Annotated in this window: 16 protein-coding genes and 1 riboswitch; of the genes, 7 read left to right on the top strand and 9 right to left on the bottom strand. The window is 58.0% G+C overall.

Annotated features, from left to right (window positions below; all coding sequences use genetic code 11):
- The first annotated feature begins 311 nt into the window (after positions 1-311).
- The 3 genes from ACR0AA_RS13790 (at position 312) to ACR0AA_RS13780 (ending at position 6,170) form a co-directional block, all read left to right on the top strand.
- The gene (locus ACR0AA_RS13790; protein WP_480756256.1) at positions 312-1,604 is read left to right on the top strand and encodes an efflux RND transporter periplasmic adaptor subunit; all 1,293 of its coding nucleotides are present in this window, start codon (positions 312-314) and stop codon (positions 1,602-1,604) included.
- Positions 1,597-4,770 (top strand): efflux RND transporter permease subunit, encoded by a 3,174-nt coding sequence (locus tag ACR0AA_RS13785; protein WP_480756255.1) that lies wholly within the window; start codon positions 1,597-1,599, stop codon positions 4,768-4,770. The genes ACR0AA_RS13790 and ACR0AA_RS13785 overlap by 8 nt, the downstream gene beginning before the upstream one ends.
- 149 nt (positions 4,771-4,919) lie before the next feature.
- Positions 4,920-6,170 (top strand): aminotransferase class V-fold PLP-dependent enzyme, encoded by a 1,251-nt coding sequence (locus tag ACR0AA_RS13780; RefSeq protein WP_480664642.1) that lies wholly within the window; start codon positions 4,920-4,922, stop codon positions 6,168-6,170.
- A 213-nt stretch (positions 6,171-6,383) separates the two neighbouring features.
- On the opposite strand, the gene ACR0AA_RS13775 is transcribed toward ACR0AA_RS13780, so the two are convergent.
- Entirely contained in the window at positions 6,384-7,517 is a 1,134-nt protein-coding gene (locus ACR0AA_RS13775; protein ID WP_480664641.1) for a zinc ABC transporter substrate-binding protein, read from the bottom strand.
- Between the two features lie 56 nt (positions 7,518-7,573).
- On the opposite strand from ACR0AA_RS13775, the gene ACR0AA_RS13770 reads away from it, so the two are divergent.
- The 3 genes from ACR0AA_RS13770 to ACR0AA_RS13760 are packed head-to-tail and all read left to right on the top strand — an operon-like array spanning position 7,574 to position 9,626.
- Entirely contained in the window at positions 7,574-8,086 is a 513-nt protein-coding gene (locus ACR0AA_RS13770; protein WP_480756254.1) for a Fur family transcriptional regulator, read from the top strand.
- Positions 8,087-8,088: 2 nt separating this feature from the next.
- On the top strand, positions 8,089-8,829 hold the full coding sequence (locus ACR0AA_RS13765) for an ATP-binding cassette domain-containing protein (protein WP_480664639.1): 741 nt from the start codon (positions 8,089-8,091) through the stop codon (positions 8,827-8,829).
- A complete protein-coding gene (locus tag ACR0AA_RS13760; RefSeq protein WP_480756253.1) occupies positions 8,829-9,626 on the top strand; it encodes a metal ABC transporter permease in 798 nt (265 codons plus the stop codon). The genes ACR0AA_RS13765 and ACR0AA_RS13760 overlap by 1 nt, the downstream gene beginning before the upstream one ends.
- 55 nt (positions 9,627-9,681) lie before the next feature.
- Here the strand turns inward: ACR0AA_RS13760 and ACR0AA_RS13755 are convergent, their stop codons facing one another.
- The 3 genes from ACR0AA_RS13755 to ACR0AA_RS13745 form a co-directional block, all read right to left on the bottom strand.
- Positions 9,682-10,764: an FAD-binding oxidoreductase gene (locus ACR0AA_RS13755; protein WP_480664637.1), complete on the bottom strand. Its 1,083-nt coding sequence runs from the start codon at positions 10,762-10,764 to the stop codon at positions 9,682-9,684.
- 5 nt (positions 10,765-10,769) lie between these two features.
- On the bottom strand, positions 10,770-11,993 hold the full coding sequence (locus ACR0AA_RS13750; protein WP_480664636.1) for an aromatic ring-hydroxylating oxygenase subunit alpha: 1,224 nt from the start codon (positions 11,991-11,993) through the stop codon (positions 10,770-10,772).
- A 112-nt stretch (positions 11,994-12,105) separates the two neighbouring features.
- A riboswitch (cobalamin riboswitch) is annotated at positions 12,106-12,309 on the bottom strand.
- Positions 12,310-12,380: 71 nt separating this feature from the next.
- The gene (locus ACR0AA_RS13745; RefSeq protein ID WP_480756252.1) at positions 12,381-13,292 is read right to left on the bottom strand and encodes a LysR substrate-binding domain-containing protein; all 912 of its coding nucleotides are present in this window, start codon (positions 13,290-13,292) and stop codon (positions 12,381-12,383) included.
- A gap of 309 nt (positions 13,293-13,601) precedes the next feature.
- Between ACR0AA_RS13745 and ACR0AA_RS13740 the strand changes: the two genes are divergently transcribed.
- The gene (locus ACR0AA_RS13740) at positions 13,602-15,140 is read left to right on the top strand and encodes a trimethylamine methyltransferase family protein (protein ID WP_480756251.1); all 1,539 of its coding nucleotides are present in this window, start codon (positions 13,602-13,604) and stop codon (positions 15,138-15,140) included.
- Between the two features lie 41 nt (positions 15,141-15,181).
- Here ACR0AA_RS13740 and ACR0AA_RS13735 read toward each other — a convergent pair whose 3' ends face one another.
- From ACR0AA_RS13735 to ACR0AA_RS13715, 5 genes are all read right to left on the bottom strand, one after another.
- Positions 15,182-15,919, bottom strand: coding sequence for a maleate cis-trans isomerase family protein (locus tag ACR0AA_RS13735; protein ID WP_480664633.1), 738 nt, complete (start codon positions 15,917-15,919; stop codon positions 15,182-15,184).
- Positions 15,916-16,983: a pyridoxal phosphate-dependent aminotransferase gene (locus tag ACR0AA_RS13730; RefSeq protein ID WP_480756250.1), complete on the bottom strand. Its 1,068-nt coding sequence runs from the start codon at positions 16,981-16,983 to the stop codon at positions 15,916-15,918. The genes ACR0AA_RS13735 and ACR0AA_RS13730 overlap by 4 nt, the downstream gene beginning before the upstream one ends.
- Positions 16,980-18,632, bottom strand: a complete 1,653-nt coding sequence (locus tag ACR0AA_RS13725; protein ID WP_480756249.1) for a hydantoinase B/oxoprolinase family protein — start codon at positions 18,630-18,632, stop codon at positions 16,980-16,982. Before ACR0AA_RS13725 ends, ACR0AA_RS13730 begins: the two co-directional genes overlap by 4 nt.
- Positions 18,632-20,728, bottom strand: coding sequence for a hydantoinase/oxoprolinase family protein (locus ACR0AA_RS13720; RefSeq protein WP_480756248.1), 2,097 nt, complete (start codon positions 20,726-20,728; stop codon positions 18,632-18,634). Before ACR0AA_RS13720 ends, ACR0AA_RS13725 begins: the two co-directional genes overlap by 1 nt.
- A gap of 203 nt (positions 20,729-20,931) precedes the next feature.
- The gene (locus tag ACR0AA_RS13715) at positions 20,932-21,909 is read right to left on the bottom strand and encodes a TetR/AcrR family transcriptional regulator (protein WP_480664629.1); all 978 of its coding nucleotides are present in this window, start codon (positions 21,907-21,909) and stop codon (positions 20,932-20,934) included.
- Positions 21,910-21,929 lie beyond the last annotated feature (20 nt).

Below are 21,929 nucleotides of genomic sequence, written 5' to 3'. Positions count from 1 at the left end.
CAAACAAGGATCGGAAAGCGTCAAACTGGAAACACAGGTTTTGGTTACCGAAGATGGCAACGAGCGGTTGGACAGTTTCCCGTTCGAGTGAAGCCTGCACTACTCGCCAGTAATGTGACGCCTGACTTGCATTGAGTGTGCCGAAAGGCCTCAGCCTGATCCGGATCAGCCGGACCAGGCTGTTTGAATGTGCTCAGCAAACTGACCATTCAGCGTTTCACCAACAGTGCAAAATTATAAATTGTCGCTATTGACAAAAAATAACAATCCCATAAATCATTTCTCCAAACTGGTTTCGGAGACCCTCGATTATGAAAAAAGCGGTCAGGATAGTTCTTCTTGTTTGCCTTTTGTTGCCGCTGGTGGTGGGGACTGCCTATGTCAGCTGGACCAGTATGGCCGAGCGCTATGAAGCGCTTGAGCCTGCGCCGCCGGCTCCGACACGGGTGCGTTGGGCTGAGGTGCGTGAACAGGAGCTGCGCGACTGGATCTACGGTGAAGGAACGGCTCGGGCGGTACGCCGCAGCCATCTGACATTTGAAGTGCCGGGTCGGGTTGCCGAGGTGGGCGACAACGTCCGTGAGGGCGCACCCGTTACCGGTCCGATGGAACACCAGAAAGGTCAGTTGATCGCGCGTCTTGATGATGCTGATTACATTGAGGCGCTCAGAATTGCGGACACCGGCCTGACCCAGGCAGAGCGCAATGTCGATATGGCCAACGCGCAGTTGAAGCAGTCAAAAAGCACCGAAAACCTCTGGCGAACGCGGCTTGACCGTGCCCGGGTGCTGCTGGACAAGAAAGTGGTCTCGCAGCAGAAATTCGATGAAGCCACAGCCGAGTTGGAAGTAGCTATTGCCAACGTATCAGCCTCCGAGGCCCGCGTTGTCGCAAGTGAAGCAGGGGTGCTGGCCGCGCGAAACGAAGTATCGCAGGCGCGCCGCAACCTGGAGCGAACACGAATTCACGCGCCATGGGATGGTGTGATCGCTCGGCTGAACATCCGCGAGGGCGAGTATGTATTGCCCGAGGAAATGAGTTCCCGGGACGACACTTCCATGGCCGCCACTTTTCCGGTGACCCTGCTGGACGCATCCTCTTTTGAGATTGAAGTCGAAATTCCGATGCATCGGCGCGCAGAACTGAGAGTTGGCAATCCAGCAATTGTTTTGCGTGACGGGCCGGCTGGCCAAGGCGTGGGGCAGGGCAAAGCGGATCTTCTTCATGCGTCGGTGCACGCCGTGGCGCCGATGTTGTCGCCGGACTCACGCACTGTACGTGTCACCTTGCGCACGAATGAGGCAGACCTGGGTCTGATCGACGGAGAACTGACGCGGGTTAAAATCCTGAGGGACGCCAAAGCGGCTTCGGTTGTACCCGTCGAGGCGCTGCTGCATCGGGACAATGAGGCGTACGTTCTGGTCGTTGACCCTGACACCAACACCGTTTCCGAACGCATCATTCAGCCCGGAATTCGCGAAGACACGCTGGTTGAAGTCCCCGAGGGGCTTAAGCCAGGGGACATTGTCGTTACCGAAGGACGGCACAGGCTTCTACCCGGAGATTCCGTTCAGCTGCTAGATTCCGAGGCACGCAATGGGTAAAAAGCGCGCCAAGGGCAATCGCCTGTTTTCATTCTTTTTTGTCGATCCAATTCTGGCGATATTGCTGCTGTTGTTCATCACCGTCGGCGGGGTGTTTGCCTTTCGCGGCATGATCAAGGAATCGCTGCCGGATCTGCAGATTCCGATGGCTTTCATCCACACCGGTTGGCACGGCACGCCGCAGTCCGTGATGGAAAAAGAGGTAACTGATCGGATCGAGCAGGAAATCCGCGATCTTGAGGACCTCAAGAAGTTTTCCAGCGGTTCGACGCACTCGAATTCGGTTATTCTTGCGGAGTTCGACGCGGATGCGCCGTTGCAAGAGTCCATCAGTCAATTGCGCGAACGGGTTAACAAGGCGCGGGCAGAGTTTCCCGAGGGGCCGAAAACGCCTGTGGTTACGCAGGCATCAATCCGGTCGATGCCGATTGCATCCTTCGTTCTGTACGGGCGGGTTCCGCCCAGTGAACTGGACGCGACAGCCAAGCGTCTGAAAAAGCGACTGCTGCGCATTCCGGGTATCACCAAGGTTGACCTGCTGGGCAACCGCAAATCCTATGTGCGGATACAATTACTGCCTGAACGCCTGCGCACGCATGATGTTTCGCCGGTTGATGTGGGCCGCCTTATTCGCGCCCATGCCAAGGACTTTCCGCTGGGTGTTTATGAAGGCCCCGAACAGTCCTTCAGTCTGAAAAGCGAAACGGCGATCTACGATGTCGATCAATTGTCCGATCTCGTGATCCACCGCAGCCCGGCCGGATATGTCGTTCGTCTAAGCGACGTGGCGCGCGTCGAACAAGCGCTGTACCGGGCAGAAACGGAAACCTACTACTCAAGCGAAGGGCGCGACTTCACGCAAGGCGTCGCGCTGTCGGTGATCAAAGCGGATGGGCAGGACACGATCAAGCTAGTCGATGCGGCCACGCAGGTGATCGATGCGGCCATGCAGGCGCGCGACTGGCCGGTCGGGTTGCAATACGACATCGTGTCGAACGACGCCGAAATCATCCAACAGGAACTGGACAAGACGCTGGTCAATGGTTGGCAATCGGTAGCAGCGGTATTCGTCATCCTGTTCTTTCTGCTCACATGGCGCGAAGCAACTGTGGCGGCGCTGTCGATCCCAGTCACCATGCTGGGCGGGCTCGCTGCGCTTTGGATGTTGGGATACACGTTCAACGTCATGGTGGTCATCGGCATGGTGCTGGCCCTCGGCCTATTGGTAGATGACTTCATCCTGATGATGGAAGGGATGCACGAAGGGGTTCACCGCAAGAAACTGAAATTCCGCGAAGCCGCCATTCAAACAGTTAAGAAATTCGCCGTGCCGTCCTTGGCCGGGACGGTAACCACCGTGTTGATCTTCGTGCCGCTTGCCATGATCGGCGGGTTGGATGGCAAGTTCATACGCTCCATTCCCGTGACGGCAGGCGTGCTGCTGGTGGTGTCCTATGCGGTGTCGTTGCTAATCACGATCCCGCTGTCGCAATTCCTGCTGTCGCGCCGCGAGAATGCTCAGCCAATGCTGGTCGACCGGATCACCGAACGTCTGGAAACCTGGCTGCGCGGGTGGCTTGGTCGCGCCGTGGTGCGCCGCCGCTCGACCTCATGGGGCTGGATCGCCGGTGGGGCCGCGGTGATTACCACGTGCTTCATGCTGGGGTCACTGCTGCCGGTCACGCTATATCCTTTGTCGGATGGGCGTAACATGGGGATAACGGTAGAGCTGTCTCCGGACAACAAGCTGGAGGACACACGCGACGTCGCGCTGAAGATCGCTGACATCCTGCAGGACAAACCCTACCTTACCTCCACCTTGATGGTCGTTGGCCAGCGCGACTTTGTTTATGAAGGTTCTGCCGAAGATCGTCTGTCGGTTGCGACCGCGCGCAACATTGTTGGGTTTACGGTTCTGTACAAGCCCAAGGCGCAGCGAGACCAACTTGCATTTCAGACCGTGCCCGCTTTACGTGCGGAGATCGAGCTAGCCTTGACCGATGTTCCCGGCTACCGAATGCTGATCACCTCGGAAACAGGTGCGTCCACCAACGAAGACCCGTTGCAGATCAATATCTTCGGGCCAGAGCTGGAGGGTGTTCAACGTATCAGCCAGCAAGTGCAGCAGCGGCTTCGGCAGTTTCCGGGTCTTAGTGATATCCGTGACAATCTCGGTCAGTCCCGGATCGAGGTGACGATCCAGCCGCGGCGCGAGGTTTTGCAGCGCTACGGGCTGACCGAGGCCGATTTTAACGCTCAGTTGACCCATTACCTGGGCGACTATGAGGCGGCCAAAATGCGCACCAGTTCGGACGCGGATGATCTGGAGATCCGGGTCGAGACCTACTGGCCCTCGAAACAGGGTCGACTGGGTGGGCCAGAAACCTGGGAAGAATGGAAAAGCATCCAGATCCGTGTGCCGGATGGGCGTTGGGTCCCGGTTTCACTACTGGCCGAGCAGCGCACCGATCGCATCCCTCTGACCATCTCCCACAAAGACGGTCAGCGCACCGCTACGGTCATGGGCAAAAGCTTTTCGTACACCTTCAACCAGTTGCACGACTTGATCGATCCTGAACTCAGGGCGATGCAGGAAGACTGGCCACCAGGCTACAGCTATAAATTCGCGGGCGAGTTCGAGCTGGCAGGCGAAACCTATGGCGGCGCGCAGCAAGCCTTTATCCTGGCGATGCTTGGCGTGGCGTCAGTGCTGATCCTGCAATTCCGATCCTTCCTGCAGCCGGCGATTATCCTTGTCACCGTGGTTTGCGGACTGTCCGGCGTGGGTTTCGGGTTCTTCCTGTTTGCGATTGAACTCAGCTTTCCGGCGGTCATCGGGATGATTGCTCTGGCCGGCATTGCGGTGAATGACGGCATTGTTCTTGTGGACACGATGAACCGGCACGTAGCCAAGGGAATGGATATCGCGCAGGCCGCTTGCCAGGGGGCGGCAGACCGCTTTCGCCCGATCGTGTCGACAACACTGACAACCATGGTCGGATTGGCACCCTTGGCACTGGCAGACGAAGCGTGGAGGCCACTGTGCCTTGCCATCATATTTGGTCAGTTCGCAGCAACGATTGCTGCGCTGACATTGGTGCCCGCGCTGTTTCGCGTTATGGCTGGTCGACAGGACTCAGAAACCGAGGCCGTGCCTGCGGAGTAAACTGGAAAGGCGGTTAAATCATCTGGTGTCACAGAACTGTCGCGATGCTGAACAAAATTTTACCGCATAGCCCCCGGTTTTTTTGCGCGCACTTTGGGTTGCAACACATATAACATGTCAGAATGAAACACTTGCACGATTGAGTACCAATGCCCCAGATCAACGACCAACTGCTTCAGCAAATCCGTGACCGGTTTGCCCAGATCGACCATTGCCCGCAGCAGGGGCCGCGCATCTTTTTTGAAAATGCCGGCGGCGCGCTAACGCTGAACTCGGTGGTGGAAACATCGCAGGACTATGCGGCCATTCCTGACAATCAGGGGCGTGACAATCCCGGCAGCCACGAACTGGTGCGCGTGATCACTCAGGCCAAAGAGGATATGGCGGTATTCATGAATGCGCCGGGTGGCCAGTTCTTCGTTGGCGAAAGCGGAACTGAGCTCCTGTTCCGCCTGATCATGAACGCGTGTCTGGGTACTGGCACCGGTCAGGTTCTTGGCACGACGCTGGAACACCCCGCCACCCGCAGTGCTTGTGACCGCTGGGCACGTGTCGCGGGCCAAAGCCATGTTCTTGTCGAGCATGATGACGCCACCGGCACCGTGTCTGCCGAAGCCTATGCCGCAAATGTCACGCCCGACACCAAAGTGGCAACTATCGTTCACACCTCGCCTGTCACCGGTATGGGGGTCGACGTGGCGGCCGTGGCGGCTACTATCCGGGCGGTTGCGCCGGATTGCTACATCATCGTCGATGGTATCCAGCACGCCGCGCACGGCCGGATCGACCTGACGGCCTATGACGTGGACGGCTATGTGATCTCGCCCTACAAGGTGTTTTCGCGCCATGGCTATGGGGTTGCCTGGATCTCGGACCGGCTGACCACTCTGCCCCATAACAGCCTGATCGACGGCCCAGCCGACAACTGGGAGATGGGCACGCGCGACACCGGTTCCTACGCCACCATGTCCGATGTGGTCGGCTATTTCGAATGGCTGGGGTCGCAGGTCACCGACTCTGACGATAGGCGCAAAAAGTTTGTAGCCGCAGGCGAGGCGATCCATGCGCAGGAAAAGGCGCTGACCGATGCGATGATTCACGGTACCGGGAACCTGCCCGGACTGGCCGAGATGGAGAAGGTGACTATTCTCGGCGGCGTCGACAACCCGGCGCGCGAGGGTCTGGTTTCGTTGGTTGTGGACGGCGTCCCTTCGGTAGACGTTGTGCGGTTACTCAACGAACAAAGTATCCGCACCCATTTACGTAAGGCGGATCACTATTCCGGTAACATTCTGTCGCCACTTGGGCTGGACAGTTGTGTCCGCGTCTCGATGTGCCATTACAACAGCGTCGCCGAGGTGGCGCAGTTTCTTGGTGCCATGAAGACGATTGCCGCCTGACGCAGACGCTTGGTACACCCCGACCCTCGGGCAGTTGCCGATTTCGTTGGTGCGTTGAAATTCGGCGAAATGATAAGTGGATGGACGGCGTCACAGTTTGAGTGGGCTGGGGACAACGATACTGGTTAACTTAAGCCAACTGGGTAAATGAGTTGCCCCCAGCAACAGTCAGTCCATTCCACGCATCGAAGTGGCATGAGCTGATCATTGATGTCAAAGACACTCAGCCAGTGATTTGGCCATGTTCCGAATGACTTCCGGGTACAGACCGCTGCCGGGCTCCAGTTCAGCGCCCAGTGGATCGATCACGTTTGTTTTTGCTTCGGTTCCATCCATGACGGTTTCGACCAGACCCGGATTGAATTGCGGTTCCGCCAGAACGCAATCGATACCTTCATCGCGAATGCGACCTTGAATCTCGGCAATTCTGGCCGGGCTTGGATCGGAGGCGTCACTGAGAGAGATCGCGCCCGAGGCTGGGAAGTCAAAGGCGTTCTCGAAATACTGATAAGCGTCGTGGAACACGATAAAGCTGCTGTCGCGGACCGGCTCCAGCATTTCGTTCACCTCTGCGGAAAGCGCTGCCATTTCTTCACGTGCGGCGGCAGCGTTTGCGAAGTAGGTGCCTGCGTTGTCCGGGTCCGCAGCGGAAAGCTGTGCGGCAATCACGTTCAGCCATGTGTTGGCATTTTCCGGCGAGAGCCAGGCGTGCGGATCATGGTCGCCATGTGCATGGTCATCATGCCCGGCATGTTCTTCGTGATCGTGGTCTTCACCTTCAGCGTGGTCGTCGTGGCCGTGCTCGTCCTCATGATCATGGTCATCACCTTCGGCATGCTCGTCGCTGTGGTCATGATCGTCTTGATCTTGGTCTTCTGCGTGATCCTCATGACCATGTTCGTCATCATGGTCGTGGTCGTCGTGATCCTTGTCTTCGGCATGCTTCTCGCGGCCATGACTGTCCTCATCGCCATGGTCATGCGCCTCAAACAGGGCGCTTGTGCGGAAATCGAGAAGCACAGTGCCGTCCGCTTCCAGTAGGGACGTGACTGTGGCACCGTCGGCCAGAGTTTCAATCGCGCCTTCCATCCATGGCGTCAGATCCTCGCCGATCCAGAACACCAGATTTGCTTCCTGCAGGGCCGACGCTTCGGAAGGGCGCAGGTTGTATTCATGAGGCGACCCGCCGGGCTGTACGATCAGATCCGGTGTTCCTACACCTTCCATGACGCGTGCTACCAATGAGTGTACTGGTGCAATGTCTACCGCGACATTCGGGACATCGGCCATTGCTGTGCCGCCCATTAACGCAGCAGTGATCGAAATAGGAAGAAGCTTTCTGGACATCAGACCCTCTGTGTGATTTTATAACGTTGCGAGCGGCATATATGATATGGAATAACATGACAAGTGAGACAATACCCGCATCTGCCGAAGACACGGCGCTGCTTGGGTTCCAAGAACATGACCACGAGAACTGCGTCGATAGTTCTCTGGCGATTGCCGAGTCGCGGTGCAAAGACGAAGGTCTGCGCCTGACGCCGGTTCGGCGTAAGGTGCTTGAAATGCTGTTGCAGGAACATCGGGCGCTTGGCGCTTATGCAATCCTTGACCGGTTGCGCGAGGCGGGTTTCGGGTCGCAGCCACCTGTAGCTTATCGGGCACTCGACTTTCTTGTCGACAATGGCTTCGTACACAAGATTGAGCGTTTGAATGCATTTGTCGCTTGCGCGCATCCCGGTGCCGCACATTCGCCTGCCTTTATGATCTGTAGAAAATGCGACGCCGTAGCCGAAGCGCAGTCCGCACCTGCCAAGGGTGCGTTGGGTGCCGCCGCGCGCGCCGTGGGTTTCGAGATTGAGCGGACAGTTGTAGAAGCCGAAGGTGTCTGCCCAGACTGCACCAAAAAGGCGTAGAAATGAACCTTATTACCGTAGAAGACCTTAGCATAAGTTATGGGGCCAATACAGTTCTGCGTAACGTTGACATGGCTGTTGAGCCGGGCGAGATCGTCACGATTGTCGGCCCCAATGGCTCGGGCAAGACAAGCCTTCTGCGGGCGATCATCGGTGCGGCGGCACCGTCTGCCGGGCAAGTCAAACTCAAGCCTGGTCTGAGAATTGGATACGTCCCGCAAAAGCTGCACATTGATCCGACCCTGCCCATCACGGTTGAACGCTTCATGCGCCTGACAAATCGCGTTTCGCGCAAGGACTGTGCAGTTGCGCTGAAAACCGCAGGCGTTCCCGACCTTATGAAACGTCAGATGTCGCAGCTCTCCGGCGGTCAGTTCCAGCGGGTGTTGCTGGCGCGGGCGTTGATCAACCGGCCTGAAATCCTGCTTTTGGATGAGGCGACCCAGGGCCTCGACCAACCCGGTTCGGCCGCGTTTTATCGCCAGATCGAAGGCGTGCGCCGCGAAACCGGCTGTGCGATCATCATGATCAGCCATGAGCTTCACGTGGTTATGAGCGCTTCGGACCGGGTGATTTGTCTGAACGGCCACGTCTGTTGTGAGGGCTCACCGGCCGTCGTGGCCTCGGCCCCAGAGTACCGCGCGCTGTTCGGGACTGGAACAGGCGGCGCGCTCGCCCTTTATCGCCATGATCACGATCACGACCACACTTGCGATACGAACTCTCAGGAAGCCGCAGAATAATGCTTGATGATTTTATGACCCGTGCCACGCTCGCGGGTGTTGGCGTGGCCTTTGCCGCAGCGCCGCTTGGATGTTTTGTCGTGTGGCGGCGGATGGCTTACTTTGGAGATGCAACAGCGCACGCTGCGATATTGGGTGTTGCGCTTTCTCTGACTTTTCAGATCTCGGTCTTCACCGGTGCGCTGGCCGTTGCTCTTCTGATGGCTCTAACTGTCACTTTGTTGGCGGGCCGTGGGTATGCGATGGACACGTTGCTGGGAGTAATGGCGCATTCAGCTTTGGCCTTTGGTCTTGTGGCGGTGTCGTTTCTGTCCGGCGTTCGTATTGATTTGATGGCCTACTTGTTTGGCGACATTTTGGCCGTCTCCCGCTCAGATCTGATCGTAATCTGGGGAGGTGCCGCGTTGGTGGTCGCCCTGATCACTTGGCGTTGGTCCCAGCTTTTGACTGCGACGCTGAACGAGGAGTTGGCCTATGCCAGCGGCTTTGATCCCAAGCGCGAGCAGTTGGTCTTGACCTTGTCGCTCGCGGTCACTGTGGCTGTTGCTATCAAAGTTGTCGGCGTGTTGCTGATCGCGGCGATGTTGATCATCCCGGCAGCGGCTGCGCGCAGCCTGGCGCGGTCACCGGAAACGATGGCGCTGATCGCCGCTGCAATCGGCGCGACCTCTGCTGTGGCCGGGCTGCGGGCGGCTTATGTCTTTGACACGCCGGCTGGCCCGTCCATCGTTTGCGTGGCGGCTATCTTGTTTGCGTGTTTCAGCCTGCTTGGCTGGCAGCGCCAGTACAGGGTCTGAAACCCGGTCGAAGAGGGTAAAACGGAAGGCGTAAGGGGTGCGCCTTCCGCGTTTTTCAAACTTCGACTTCGACTTTGCCGATTGGGTTGGAGCAACAGGCAAGGATAAAGCCGGCCTCGATGTCATCCTCTGAAATCCCGCCATTGTGGACCATGTGAACCTCGCCCGCAGTTTTTCTGACCTTGCAAGTACCGCAGACGCCGAAGGTGCAACCTGACGGAATGTTGAGGCCAACAGAACGTGCCGCTGCCAGCACGGTGTCGGTTTCGGCTACCTTGGCGGTGACACCCGAGCTTGCAAAGTGAATTTCTGCGCTAGCCTCTTCATCGGGGATGACGTCATCCAGATCGGGCAGATCAGCCTCAGTCTCAATGGGCGCACCGAAGCTTTCCTGATGGTAGTGCTCCAAGTCAAAACCAAGGCCCGTCAGCGCATCCCGCACGGCTTGCATGAAGGGTTCCGGACCGCAACAATAGACCTCGCGATCCAGATAGTCCGGGGCCATAAGTCCGAGCATCAGCTGATTGAATTGGCCCTGATAGCCTGTCCAGGGCCGGTAGGGATCGGCCTCTTCCACTACGAACTTCAAATCCAGGCCGTGCGTTCGGCTGGCCATCTGCTCAAGTCGCTGGCGAAAAATGATCTCGGATGGACGTTTGGCGCAGTTGATGAAAACGATGTCCAGATTGCGGCCTTCGTCCCACATGCAGGTTGTCATGGACATCATTGGGGTGATGCCAGAGCCTGCTGAAATGAAGAGGTATTTTCGCGCGCTACTCTCGCCGTTGGTGAACAAGCCTGCAGGACCCAGCGCCTTTACCCTCATGCCAGGTTGAAGGTTATCCAACATCCAGCGTGTGCCGATACTGTCAGGCTGCGCTTTCGCGGTGATCGTGATGGATCTGGGACGAGAGGGTGAGGAGGATATCGTATAGGTACGATGAACGACACCGCCAGGTTGACCCGGGGCAGGGATTTCCAACGTTAGAAACTGCCCGGGCTGGTAAGCGAACATCGCACCGGAGGGTGCTCGAAACGTAAAGCTGGCGGTATTTGGCATCTCTGGCACGACCGAGACGCATTCCAGTGTTTCACTGTCTTGCCAGATCAATGGTGTTGAGGGGCTAAGGTCTTTCATTGCCGTTACTCCGCAGCCATGGCGTCCGGTGCCAGTCGGGCAGCCAGAGTGTTGCAATACCAATCGACGAATTGCAGAACTCCGGATTCCTGCGAAGGCGAATAGGGGCCGGGCACATAGGCCGGGCTGTTGATGCCTTGCTGATTATCCTCGACCACCTGACGGTCTTCGTCATTGGTGGCGGTCCAGACTTCGGTCAGGCGTTTCAGGTCATAATCGACCCCTTCGACGGCGTCCTTGTGGATCAGCCATTTCGTGGTGACCTCAGTTTCCGTGGGACTGATCGGAGTGACCCGGAAAACGATAGAGTGGTCGGCCAAAAAGTGGTTCCATGTGGTCGGATAGTGGAACTTCAAGAGCGAACCAGCATCTGGGAACGGCGAACGACCCAACCAGCGGCGCACGGCCGATTTTCCATCCATCGTATAGCTTTGCGCGCCTTCTTTCAGCGGCATCCGCGCCAAGCGGTATTGCCCGTCACCATGCAGGTAGAACTGAGAGGGCATGCCTGCAGCTTCGCAGCGGTCAAAATGCGCTTGCATATGGGTTGGGGTTTCGCCGCCTTCTATTCCGGTCACGGCCGGATCATCAGGGAACGTTCGACATAGCGCCGGGTGGTTGCCACCACAGTGGTAACATTCGCGGTTGTTTTCCCAAACGAGCTTCCAATTACCTTTTTCAATGATGGAACTCTCAAAGGCAACTTTCGCATTGGCCAAGTCATGCGGTTCCAGATAGGGACGCGCAAGTTCTGCAAATGTATCGAAATCTGGCGCTTCATCGGCCAGACAGATGTAAACGAGGCCGGCCAGTTCGCGGCAGTGAACCGTCTTCAATCCGTGTTGCTTTGGGTCAAAGTCCGGCCCCATGTCGCGGGCCCATAGCAAGGATCCGTCAAGTTCATATGTCCACTGGTGGTAAGGGCAAACCAGCTTGGGCGCATGTCCCTTTGCGGCCTTGCAGATGACCGATCCGCGATGGCGGCAGGTGTTGTGAAAAGCCCGTATCTGGTTGTCCGCGCCACGCACTATGATGACGCGGTAAGCTCCGACATTATGGGTGACATAGCTGCCAGGCTTTTCCAGTTCGCAGGCGGGAATGGCAAACAGCCAATCACGGTAGTGAATGGATTCGAGGTCAGCCTGGAAAACCTCGGGATCGGTGTAAAACGCCTGTTCCAGCGCATAACCAGGGTTTCGACGTGCCAACAGGGTTTGAATAATGCTCACTTCTGGCTCTCCTGCCGCGCCCCGCGGCATTGCTTGGGCAGATGGCAAGGGAGAGCCGTCCGGAGCCGTGCGAGGATCACGTCCGAAACATGCGCCCCCACCGCCACCCGCGGTTTGACTTATCTGCGAGGCTGGTTTCCGGACTTGGAAGGGGCCTTCGCCCGGTATCGGCACCTTCCCGGGATCCTCGTCCCAGTGGTTGATTGCCGTACCTGACCTTCTTTACCGTTGCGGGGGCAGTGCCGGAATCTCACCGGCTTCCCAATTCTCCGCTGCCTGAGAATCAAACAGCGGCACCTCACAGGCACAGGATATTTCCGACCCGTTTTTGCGCTGAAATACTTGCGACAATTCCGCTTCCAAAACAGACATTTCGAAACTTGGTTTTCAGGCTTTCGATATGTCGCGATCGGACCACTTTTCGTCAGCGGCAGCTTTCGACAACCAATTCCGAAACAGTTGGACGGATGGTGTTGGAAGCTTGTCCTTGGCCGTGAAATAATAAGCCCATGGGCTGGTCAGATCGATTTTGAAGGGTTCGATCAACACTCCGCGTTCCACATAAGAACGGGTAAGAGATTTTGGCAAAACGACACAGCCCAGGGACCGCACCGCCAATTCCATTGCCAGATTGGAGGCGTTTGTTCGCTGGCCCTCGTTCAGGTTCAGGTCGGTCAGGTCGAAGTATTTGCCTACAAGTTCCCAATAGGCTGGCCGACCAAGAATATGGATCAGGCGGGCATGCCGTAGCTGTTCCGGATCGCGCAGCGGCTTTCCATTCACTGTAAAACCCGGCGCGCAGACGACCGTCAATTTTTCCTCCCACAGCCGTTTCATATCTGCGGTCGCTTCGTCGACATGATGGATCGTGATCGAGACATCGGAAACGCTGTTTTCGACGTCGGTCCAGACTGTCCCGTGCACAGTCAGATCAATATCGGGGTGAGCCGCGTTGAATTCGCGGATCACGTCTGGCAGCCAACTTTCCGCAAGGCTGAACGGGCAAGAAACGACCACTTTTCGCGTGTGCGGGCGTTGGCTGACGGATCGGGTTGCGACGTCGATTTCTTGCAGAGCGTGTCGCACAGACGGCAAATAGGCTTCTCCGACGTCTGTAAGTGACAGAGAGCGGGGGTGGCGTACAAACAACGGGCGTTGGATGAACTCCTCGAGCGAACGCACATGGTTGCTGACCGCGGATTGTGTGCAGTTCAGCTCTTCGGCGGCACTGGTGAAACTCAGGTGTCGCGCAGAAGCCTCGAATGACCGTAGGAACGTAAGGTGGGGCAGGTTCATCATTATCGGGTTTCTCCCAGCGGCTAATGACCTGCATAGGAAAGGCTGCGGTGAGGCATCTTGTCCAATCGCGACACCTCGCAGGTTTCAAATGCGACAGGTTGCGGCGGCTAAGCTGCAAAAATTCCCGACCCAATGCCCCGGGAATTTTTTCGCCCAGGCGTGAGAAATCCTCATGCTCTCTTTTCGACATGAATGCGTCGCTAAGTGGCAAAACAGGGCTTCTGCGGTTGGTACGTTTAGAAAGTGCAGAACCGCACAGCTGGGCGCATTTCAGCTACATCCAGAATCGGAAACGGGGGCAGACAAAACATGGCACGAGAAAGACGCGGAGGCGGACGGCGCGGTAAATCTGGCCGCAGCGCAGCGGGTGTCGATCAGTTGCCGTGGCAACAGATCCGCAATGAGTACCCGCCGTTCGAGTTGCTGAATCCTGACCAGATGGACCAGTTGCACGCGACTTCAATGCGGATCCTGTCCGAGGCGGGTATCCGCGTCATGGGCGACAACGTTATGGATATTTTCGAGCGCGCCGGAGCTATCGTTGACCGGGACACAAAGACAATCCGCATGGATGAGAGCATTGTTACGGAAGCTCTCAAAACAGTTCCTCGCGAATTCACTCTGACCTCGCGCAATCGCGCCAAGCAGATCACGCTGGGCGGCAATCATGTGAATTTTGGGCTGGTGGCGGGGCCTCCGAACGTTCACGACTGTATCAACGGGCGACGACAGGGTAACTACGAAGATTACTGTAATTTCATTCGGCTAGCCCATCATTTCAATGCGATACACCTGATCGGAAACCAGGTGATGGCACCCATCGAGATGCCTGCTAACAACCGCCACTTGGATACCTATAACGCCAATCTGACGTTTAGCGACCTGAGCTTTCACTGCACCGCCATCGGGCGGGGGCGGGCGATGGATGGGATCAACATGATGGCGATCTCGCGCGGGCAAAAACCCGAAGAGATGCGCGGCGATCCCGGTGTGATCACCATCATCTCGGTCAACTCGCCACGTCTCTTCGACGATGCAATGGGGGATGGATTGATTGCGATGGCGGAATACGGTCAGCCGGTAACGGTGACGCCGTTCACCCTTATGGGGGCGATGACTCCGGTTACCTTGCCAGCAGCGCTGGCGCAGCAGAATGCCGAGGCTCTGTTTGGTGTTGTGCTGACCCAACTGGTCAGCCCCGGTTCGCCGGTCATGTATGGTTCGTTCACGTCCAACGTAGACATGAAATCCGGTGCCCCGGCCTTTGGCACGCCGGAGAACGCCAAGGCCAACATCGTGGGCGGTCAACTGGCGCGGCGATATGGCATTCCATATCGGACTTCGAACGCCAATGCGTCGAATGTGGTCGACCTGCAGGCCGCATATGAGACGATGATGGCAACCTGGGGCGCAGTCCTGGGCGGCGCGAACATCGTTTACCACGCGGCGGGCTGGCTCGAAGGCGGCCTGACGGCCTCCTACGAAAAATTCATAATGGACGTCGAAATCATCCAGAACATGATGGAGTTTCTCAAGCCGATGAAGTTCGATGCCGCCGAACTGGGTTTTGATACGATCAGTTCAGTGCCTACCGGTGGCCACTTCTTTGGCACCGAACACACGATGGCCCGGTATGAGACCGCGTTTTACAAGCCTATGCTGTCAGATTGGCAGAACTACGAGAGCTGGGAGGCCGCCGGGGCAAAAGATGCACTTCAACGGGCGACAGACATCTGGCAGCAGGCATTGCGTGAATATCAGGCCCCGGAAATGGATTCGGCGATACGCGAAGAGCTGGACGCCTATATCGCTAAACGTCGTGAAGAAATTGGCAGCGGAGAACCCTAGGGGCCGACCGGGGCAGGGTAGTTGCCGTGCCCCGATCCATTTCAAAGGTTGTCGAACAGACGCCCGGGCAAGGCGTCGTGGCGGGGCAGGTTCAGGGCTTTCATCAATCCAAACATCATGGCTTGATTGGACGTGACGACCGGTTTGTCCAACGCTATCTCGATACGTTCGATCGCCTCGACCGAGCGCATGTCGGTACAGCTCAGGACAATGGCCTGAGCATCCGGGTGATCGGCCTGACAAGCCAGATCAAACACCTCGTCCGGCGTCAGTTCTCCTTGCCCATAGTTGCCAAGCTCGCGGCCAATATCGGCGCGTTTGACAGTTTCGATGCCGTTGTGAGCCATGAAATCGATTGCCTGATCGTTGATCTCACCCAGGTAAGGGGATGAGAAGCCGACCTTTGTCGCGCCCACCGCTTTAATCCCGGCAATCAACGCTCCGGCGGCGGTGAATGACACAGCGCCCGAGCCTGCTTTGATCTGTTGTGCCAGATCGGCGTCAAAAGACGGTCCATGAGTCAGGGTTGCTGAAGTGCAGCCATACAGCACCACATCTGGGCGAACACCCGAGATCATCCGCAGGTCATGGCTGATATCGGATGCCCCTAATCCGGCCATCTGGTCCGAGCCGGGAATCTCGTCCACGTCATAGCCACCCATGCGCTGGAAATGGATCGTCGTGTTCGGTGGTCGCAGCAGTTCCATATCCGGTTCGAGGTTGGTGTTGGTGAAAGGTACCAGCACTCCGATCTTCGCCGTGGTTCGGGTCTCGGTCACGTCAGAACTCCTTTCAGGATGGTCAGGCAACGATCCATTGCCGATGTCTCGCAGATCGTGGCGCGCAGACAGTCAGTCAACCCGTAACCCCCCATGCCACGCATCAGCAGGCTATTGGCGCGCAGGGCTGCATCCGCGCGTTGCGCGTTTGCGTCAGAGGCAAAGCGCAACAGCACGAAATTGGTGTGGCTTTCTGGAATAGCCAGGCCCAAGGCCCGACAGTCTTCGGCAAACCGGTCTCGGATCTCGACCGTTCGGGAAACCACGTCCTTCATGTGGGCCTGATCGCGCATCGCAGCTGCGGCGGCAGCTTGCGACGCGATGGAGATGTTGTTGGGGTTAAGCAGCTTGCGCAATTCGTTCGCTATCTCTGGAGGGAAATACCCCCAGCCCGCGCGTGCGCCTGCCAAGCCGTACGCCTTGGAAAACGTGCGCATCACCACGGTCTCGCCCCGGTCTGTCAGAGCGAAAATCTCGGCTGGGTCATTCGCGTGGTCCGAAAACTCGGCATAGGCCTGATCCACGACCAGAAGAACGTCTTCGGGCAATCCGTCCCGCAAGCGAAGGATCTCGGAATTCGGGATCAAGGTGCCGGTGGGGTTGCCGGGGTTGCAGACAAACACGATCCGGGTTTCGGGTGTCATCGCTGCGAGTATGTCGTCCACGGATACGGTCAGGTCGACCTCGCGGGCTTTGACGTAATCGGCCTGCACCTGCGCTGCGGCGGATGAGACAAAAGCGTATCCATAGTCCGTTCCCAGAACGCGGTCGCCGGGCCCGGCATAGGCCCGGATCAGGCAGCCGATCAACTCCATGGAACCCGCGCCGCATAGCACCCGTGCGGGCTCCAACTTGTGCACATCGGCGATGGCGGCGCGCAGTTCGGGCCATTCCGGATCGGGATAAAGCGGTAGTTCATCCATTGCCGACTGTCCTGCCGCGATGGCGGCAGGGCTTGCGGCAAAGGCGCTTTCGTTCTGGGCCAACGAGATTGTCCCTTCGCTACCAAGATCGGCCAGAGCATAAGCGGCCATGGCGCCTACATGGGGGACCGGGCGGATCATGTCGCACCTCCATAGATTTTCGCGCTGTCTTCGCTGATCAACCCGCGCTTGAGATCCAAGGCAACCGCCTGTGCGTCGCGTTCCGCCGGATGGCCGAATCCGCCGCCGCCGGGTGTTTCGAAAATCAGGTAATCGCCGCCCTCAACCCGCAGTTCGCCTTTGCCCGGGATGTCACTTTCGCCGTCGCGGAAACGAATGCGCCCGGGCGCACCTGGTTGACCGCCCATGCGCCCAAGCGCCGGGAATTTCAAGCGTTCGACAGAAAGGAACACGATGAAAGGCGCGCCGTTGGCTGAGGTCATCTCGATCCGTTGACCAAGACCGCCGCGATACTTGCCTGCGCCTCCAGAATCCGAGCGCAGTTCCCGCCGCCAGATGGTGACGGGCGCGACGCTCTCGGTGATCTCGACCTGACTGCCGAAAACGCCCGAAGGGTAGGCAGTGGCGGACAGCCCGTCTGCATGAGGCCGTGCACCGGTGCCGCCATTGTGTACGGGTTCGACTGCGAATTCGCGACCACCATCGCGGGCCACTTCGGGCGCGTGGCGCATGGGCAGATCAAACATGCACGATGCGCCCTCGGCCGGCACTTGATCGGGTAACGCCTGATGCAGGCAGCCCAGCACCAGATCGGGAGTTACCTGCCCCAGCGTGTGCCGCATAGCAACAGAAACAGGGCGTTGCGCGTTTAGGATGCAGCCCTTTGGCCCGTCCACGGTAAACGGTTCTAGCGAACCGGCGTTGTTAGGTATGTCGGAGCCGACGATGCAGCGTAGTGCGAAAACGGTATAGGCCGTGGCATAGTTGAGCGGCACGTTGATGCCCTTACGCGAACAGCCCGAAGTGCCGGTGAAATCCACATGCATGCCCGATTTGGTTACGGTCAGGGTTGCGTGCAGTTCCAGCTCATTCTCGTAACCATCCATCTTCAGCGCATTCTTGTAGACGCCTTCCGGAACCTCGGCGATCGCCTCAAGCGTACCGCGTCGCGAGGTCTCGATGATATAGCTGCCCAGACGGTCCAGATCGTCGATGCCGAATTCGACCATCATATCGACCAGCCGGTTCACCCCCGCCTCGCAACAGGCGATCAGCGCGTAGATGTCGCCTTCGTTTGCAATCGGCTCGCGACTGTTGGCGCGGACGATGTCCAGTAGCAGGGCATTCGGTACGCCTTCTTCGACCAGTTTGCAGGGCGGGATCAGCAAGCCTTCGTCATAGATGTCCGAGCCCTCTGGCCCCATACCGAGGCCCCCCAGATCGACCAGGTGTGATGTGCAAGAGGTAAAGCCCACGACTTTGCCATTCTTGAAGGCGGGCATCATTAATAGAAAATCGTTCAGATGCCCGGAGGCCAGCCAGGGGTCATTGGTCATGTAGATGTCGCCGGGCTTCATGTTTTGCACCGGGAAACGCTCGCGCAGATGCATCACCGCTTCGGCCATGGTGTTGATATGGCCCGGCGTGCCGGTGACGGCCTGTGCCAGCATCCGGCCGGAAACGTCGAAAATCCCGGCAGATATGTCACCGCATTCGCGCACGATAGGTGAAAACGCCGCGCGGATCAGGGTCTGGCCTTGCTCTTCGACCACGGCCAGCAGGCGGTTCCACATGACTTGAAGGCGGGCGGGGGATAGGTCGGCGGTCATCATGCGCCTCCTTTCTGGTCCTGGAGCAGGACGAGGTTTCCTATGGCGTCCACATGGGCCGAGAAGTCGGCCGAGACCAGCGTGGTGGTCTGCGGTTCTGTGATCAGCGCAGGGCCGCAGACCCGGTCACCGGGAGCTAAGCTGTCTCGCGGCACAAAACCTGCCTGCTTAGCATTGCCGTCCACGTCGCAGGTGATGGGCCGCGTTTCAGCAGGCGTGATCGTGGTTAGGGATGGCGTTACCGGCAGGTCCGGTATTTTGGAATCCGGTGTGGCCACGCGCACGGCCCAGTTCAGGATCTCGATCTGCATTCCCGGCACCGGTCGCGAGAATTGCTTGCGGTATTCCGCCTCAAAAGCAGTAATCAGGGGATCGATGTCATCGGCCGTCAGGACGCGGTCGGGCAGCGTGATTTCAATCTCGTGGCCCTGACCGTTGTAGCGCATGAAGGCGGTGCGCTGCGTCTCGGTGGGGGCATCGCCCGCACCTTGAGCGACAACATCACTGGCCTCGGCTATCATGTCCGCAAACAGGGAGTTGATTCCGTCCAGGTCCAGTGTCTTCAGCAACGAGTAGCGCGAGCGCACGATCTCGAAGCTGACTGGTGCGAACAAGAAACCAACTGCCGAGCCGACGCCCGGATTGGGCGGGATCACGATGCGGCTGACTCCGGCGGATCGCGCCACGCGACTGGCGTGAAGCGGGCCGTTGCCGCCAAAGGCAATCATGGTGCGTGGACCAAGGTCTTTACCCGACTCTACTGCGTGCATCCGGCCTGCGCTGGCCATGCTCTCGTCGACGATCCGGCTGACCCCATCGGCTGATCCCGTCGCGTCGGTCTCCAGCCGAGACCCAATCACCCGGCTCAGTGCTTCTTTGGAAGCTTGGGGATCGATCTTGATGTAGCCCTCGGCAAATGTGTCCGGCACGATATAGCCTAAAGCGATGTCGCTATCGGTTACCGTCGGTTCGGTGCCACCCCGACCAAAGGCCACCGGGCCGGGCTCCGATCCGGCCGATTTCGGCCCCACAGTCAGCCGCCCCAGCCGGTCAACACCGGCGATAGAGCCGCCGCCAGCACCAATCTCAATCATCTCGATCACCGGGATACGCACGGGCATACCCGAGCCCTTGATGAACCGCGCTGCCCGCGCGATTTCGAACTGGCGCGAGGTTTGAGGCCGGGCATTGTCGATCAGGCAGAGCTTGGCGGTCGTGCCACCAACGTCAAAAGACAGAACCTCGTTGATCCCTGCACGCGCCGCGATGCGCGCGGCAAGGATAGCTCCGCCCGCAGGCCCGCTTTCAACAAGACGGATAGGAAAGCGTGCGGCTGTCTGAACGGTGCACATCCCGCCGCCTGCAGTCATCATCAGGATTGGGCAGGCCACGCCCTCAGATTCAAACTGAGCCACAAACCGCGCCAGATAGCTTTCCATCAATGGCTGGATGTATGCGTTGGCGACCGTGGTGCAAAGCCGGTCGAACTCACGAGCCTCGGGGCTGACTTCGGACGAGATAGACACCGTGAGATCGGGTCGTTTTTCCGAAATCATGTCACGCAATCTGCGTTCATGCGACGGGTTGGCATAGGCGTGCATAAGGCAGATTGCGACGGCCTCGGCACCGCTTGCATCAAGGTCGTCCAGCAGTGCGTCGACGGCACTGTCTTCCAAGTCAATCAACACGTTACCGTCGGCCGACATTCGTTCCCGGATTGTTAGCGCCCGTTCGCGTGGCACGAGCAAGTCGGGTTTTTCCAGGTTGATATCGTACTGCGAATAGCGCCGCTCGTAGGCAATCTCCAGAATATCCCTGAACCCCTCGGTGGTGACCGTCGCCACAACCGCACCGCGCCGTTCTATCAGCGCGTTGGTCGCCAGTGTTGTTCCATGGATGAAACCGGTCACCTCGCTTAGCGCGCGGCCCGATTGTTCAACGACGCGCTTTGCGCCTTCCATCGCGCCATCGGCCGGATTCTGGTGAGTTGTCAGTGTCTTGGTCGAAGCCAATATAGTCTCGTCGCCCGAGACGAGTACCGTATCGGTAAAGGTGCCGCCAATGTCGATGGCCAGGCGCAACGATTGAGATGTCATGAAGTATTCCGAATTGTCCGTTGTCTAGGCAGAAGGCAAAGGGCGCACAGCCCCCGCGATCACCCGCTGACGACGAGGTCACAACCGGTTGCGCGGCGGTCCAGGCGATTTGGAGCACAGATCATTGTCATAGGCGTATTTTTGCTGCGACCGGAACATGCCGCAAGTTGGTTTGCGACCAAATTGCCTGGAAGCGACAGAATTCAGGGTTTTGCCGCTTTGGCAGGATTGGACTCGGCCAGAACGCCGTCCATGATCAAGGCCTTCAGGCTGGTGCGGATTTCACTTTCGGGAAACTTGCCAATGCTCCAGTGCCTGAGGGACCAGACGTTGCACAGGAAATACAGATAGTTCGCCATCAATTCCGTATTCATGGGGCGGAACACCTTCTGCTCGACCCCTTTATCCAGAATGCCTTTCCAGCGTCCCATAAAGTCGCGCTCCATATCGAATACGCGCGCGCGGTTCTCGGCAGACATGGAGCGTGTTTCCGAATAGACCAGATTGATGTAACGACGGTTCTCACCGATGTAGTCGATGTACCGGTCTACCGCCTTTTCAAGGTTCTGATCCGCGGGCCCGGTGAACAGCTCTCCGGTATCAAAGAAATCGATGATGTCCTGCATGCACATGGTGGTGATCAGATGCAGGATATCGTCCTTGTCCTTGATGTACTTGTACATGAGCGGAACCGACAATCCGGATTCCTTGGCAATCTCGCGCATCGAGGCATTTCCGAACCCGTGTTTGGCGATCACCTTGCAGGCACCTTCGAAGATTTGCCGCCGCCGCTCCTCGGCTGTGTCGGACAGGGCGCGGGCGGGTTTTTCAACTTGCGTAGTTTTCGGTGTCTCCGCCAGATCGGTGTCAACCGAGAACGTACAGGTCACTTCCATCAGAGTGGCGGACTCGCCCGGTTTGTGACCGGCCTGAACAATCGAGACACGGTAAGACGTCAGTGGCGAATCCTCTGGCGACATACGCACGGCCTGGGCTTCGATCTGTCCCTGTCCAGGCGTTGCAAGATTCGTGGCCGAGGTGTTGATCAAAGTCGGATGCAATGTGTCGCCCAGGCGCTTAAGCTCTTCCCGCGCCGCATCAATCGCCAGTGCAAGGCATACGCCGTCCAGCTGTGATTTCTTAATGAATTCATCGACTTGCGCTGCGGAATACAAAAACACCCGGCCTGCCTCCTTAGGAT

It is taken from the genome of Ruegeria sp. CE8 (assembly GCF_056537465.1).
The sequence above is the reverse complement of the archived record's forward strand: the minus strand, read 5'-3'. Positions and strand labels throughout refer to the sequence as shown.

What these genes read in the sequence shown, in the direction of transcription:
- ACR0AA_RS13755 (WP_480664637.1), bottom strand. Translation starts at nt 10,764, where the DNA reads ATGAAAGACCTTAGCCCCTCAACACCATTGATCTGGCAAGACAGTGAA.
- ACR0AA_RS13785 (WP_480756255.1), top strand. Translation starts at nt 1,597, where the DNA reads ATGGGTAAAAAGCGCGCCAAGGGCAATCGCCTGTTTTCATTCTTTTTT.
- ACR0AA_RS13730 (WP_480756250.1), bottom strand. Translation starts at nt 16,983, where the DNA reads ATGATCCGCCCGGTCCCCCATGTAGGCGCCATGGCCGCTTATGCTCTG.
- ACR0AA_RS13720 (WP_480756248.1), bottom strand. Translation starts at nt 20,728, where the DNA reads ATGACATCTCAATCGTTGCGCCTGGCCATCGACATTGGCGGCACCTTT.
- ACR0AA_RS13745 (WP_480756252.1), bottom strand. Translation starts at nt 13,292, where the DNA reads ATGATGAACCTGCCCCACCTTACGTTCCTACGGTCATTCGAGGCTTCT.
- ACR0AA_RS13760 (WP_480756253.1), top strand. Translation starts at nt 8,829, where the DNA reads ATGCTTGATGATTTTATGACCCGTGCCACGCTCGCGGGTGTTGGCGTG.
- ACR0AA_RS13765 (WP_480664639.1), top strand. Translation starts at nt 8,089, where the DNA reads ATGAACCTTATTACCGTAGAAGACCTTAGCATAAGTTATGGGGCCAAT.
- ACR0AA_RS13780 (WP_480664642.1), top strand. Translation starts at nt 4,920, where the DNA reads ATGCCCCAGATCAACGACCAACTGCTTCAGCAAATCCGTGACCGGTTT.
- ACR0AA_RS13740 (WP_480756251.1), top strand. Translation starts at nt 13,602, where the DNA reads ATGGCACGAGAAAGACGCGGAGGCGGACGGCGCGGTAAATCTGGCCGC.
- ACR0AA_RS13790 (WP_480756256.1), top strand. Translation starts at nt 312, where the DNA reads ATGAAAAAAGCGGTCAGGATAGTTCTTCTTGTTTGCCTTTTGTTGCCG.
- ACR0AA_RS13725 (WP_480756249.1), bottom strand. Translation starts at nt 18,632, where the DNA reads ATGACCGCCGACCTATCCCCCGCCCGCCTTCAAGTCATGTGGAACCGC.
- ACR0AA_RS13770 (WP_480756254.1), top strand. Translation starts at nt 7,574, where the DNA reads ATGACAAGTGAGACAATACCCGCATCTGCCGAAGACACGGCGCTGCTT.
- ACR0AA_RS13775 (WP_480664641.1), bottom strand. Translation starts at nt 7,517, where the DNA reads ATGTCCAGAAAGCTTCTTCCTATTTCGATCACTGCTGCGTTAATGGGC.